Origin of the sequence: Pseudomonas sp. ICMP 3272 (genome assembly GCF_001466905.1) — a bacterium.
Lineage (GTDB): Bacteria > Pseudomonadota > Gammaproteobacteria > Pseudomonadales > Pseudomonadaceae > Aquipseudomonas > Aquipseudomonas amygdali.
In genome coordinates this window covers 1-1,569 of record NZ_LKEK01000113.1, presented here as the reverse complement: position 1 = coordinate 1,569, position 1,569 = coordinate 1, and the positions used below count along the sequence as shown (strand labels likewise).

The window sequence follows — 1,569 nt, the reverse complement described above, 5'->3', positions numbered from 1 at the left end:
GGCTGAGGAGCATTGCACTGTCGATGGCAACCGGCTGACCGAAGTCAAAGCGGACGATCACCTGACGGTGGGTGGAACACAGCACATCAGGGTAGTTGATGGGTTACTGGCACACGCCGGGCAGGAAATTCATCTCAAGGCCGGTAACAAGCTGATCATCGAAGCAGGGCTGGAGATCACCTTCAAAGCCGGTGGCTCCTTTATCAAAATCGACGCCGGCGGCGTGACGGTCAACGGCTCGCAGGTGAAGCTCAACTCAGGAGGCAGTCCTGGGAAAGGCTCGGAGGCGGCCCCGCTCTTGCCAGATTTGGCAGTAAAGCCAGATGGGGGCGATTCAGGTGAAATGCTGGTTCCCGCACAGACACAGGCGATAAAACGCACGCCATTTTGTGAGGAATGCGCACCAGCAGCCGAGCAGACAAACAAATGAACCAGGCCAATTACCTGTTGGTTGATGGCATGTTGCGGTCTGGGGCCGTAAAGCAACTTTATCGGCGTGACGAGCATCTTGAGATCGTTCCGCTGTATCTGGGCACACGTTGGGCTGGCGTCATGGATCTAGGGCCGATACTTGTACACGCACCTTATCCATCCAGACTGATAGAAGAGTGGCACCAACATCCTGAACAGCGGGCCGACGGCTGCACTTTTTTCAGCGATGCGCCTTTGAAAATCGTCTCGGCGCATTTGCAGCAGTTTCTGAACCCGGTCGATTACCTGGGTAACTCAAGTCTGCTGCGTTTTGCAGATCCGCTGGTGATGCATTACTGGCTATCCAGCTACGGAGCTGAACAGTTGAGCCCGACGCTCGGGCCTATAGATCAACTGTGGGTCCAATCCCCTTTAAGCAGTTGGCAGCGTAGTCTCGGCTCAACCATCACCACATTTGTTAATCAACGTCCGCAACAAACCTCTCAGCAGGGCTTCACTCTGCTGTGCGATCCGCAGTTGAAAGCCTTTGAAAGCTGTTATCGATGGCTGTTCGAAGAACGCATTCATGACTGGGTCAAGGCTCACGATCCGCAAGCCTTCGTGAAGCAAAGTGATGATCAGATCGAAAGCTGGCTGAATCAAGCTTTGGACAGCGGGCTCGCGTGGGGACTTATCAGTGAATACGCATTAGCGACATGGGCCGACATCTGCCACGACTGGGGTCTGGATTTCATCAACTCGCCACAAGGTCACTACACCTCCTGGCAGACTTTATACCCCGAGCATCAGCACCTGGCCCCGGAACTGCGCATAGCCGCGCTTGATGAACACCGTCAAAAAGTCCGTAACGACAGGGATGCCCCGCATGACCGATAAACACGGCACACACCAGCAACGACGCGCCGCACTGTTCCCCAAGACCCCGGCGACGGCCATCAGCCTTTGCCCTTTCAAAGGGCCCAACGTCGCTATCGTACCGGTGCGCTACGCGCTGGATAGATCCCGCTACGACGCCGCGCCGGAGCAACTGAAGCCGTTGCCGAAACAGGGCAAATGGGCTCTGATGCCGACACTGAAAACACGCAGCTACACCCTTCGCCAGCTGTATGACGGCTACGTCTATGTGTTCGACGAAAC

2 protein-coding genes and 1 pseudogene are annotated in these 1,569 nt (G+C 55.8%); all 3 read left to right on the top strand.

Annotated features, from left to right (window positions below):
- Positions 1-430 (top strand): annotated as a pseudogene (locus AO068_RS25150) (DUF2345 domain-containing protein); the annotation flags it as partial.
- Positions 427-1,308 carry a DUF4123 domain-containing protein gene (locus tag AO068_RS25145; protein WP_058409769.1) on the top strand — a complete coding sequence of 294 codons (882 nt, stop codon included), beginning with the start codon at positions 427-429 and terminating at the stop codon, positions 1,306-1,308. The pseudogene AO068_RS25150 and the gene AO068_RS25145, both read left to right, overlap by 4 nt.
- Positions 1,298-1,569: toxin VasX (locus AO068_RS25140; RefSeq protein ID WP_330219617.1), on the top strand; the 272-nt coding region annotated here is incomplete at its 3' end. The genes AO068_RS25145 and AO068_RS25140, both read left to right, overlap by 11 nt.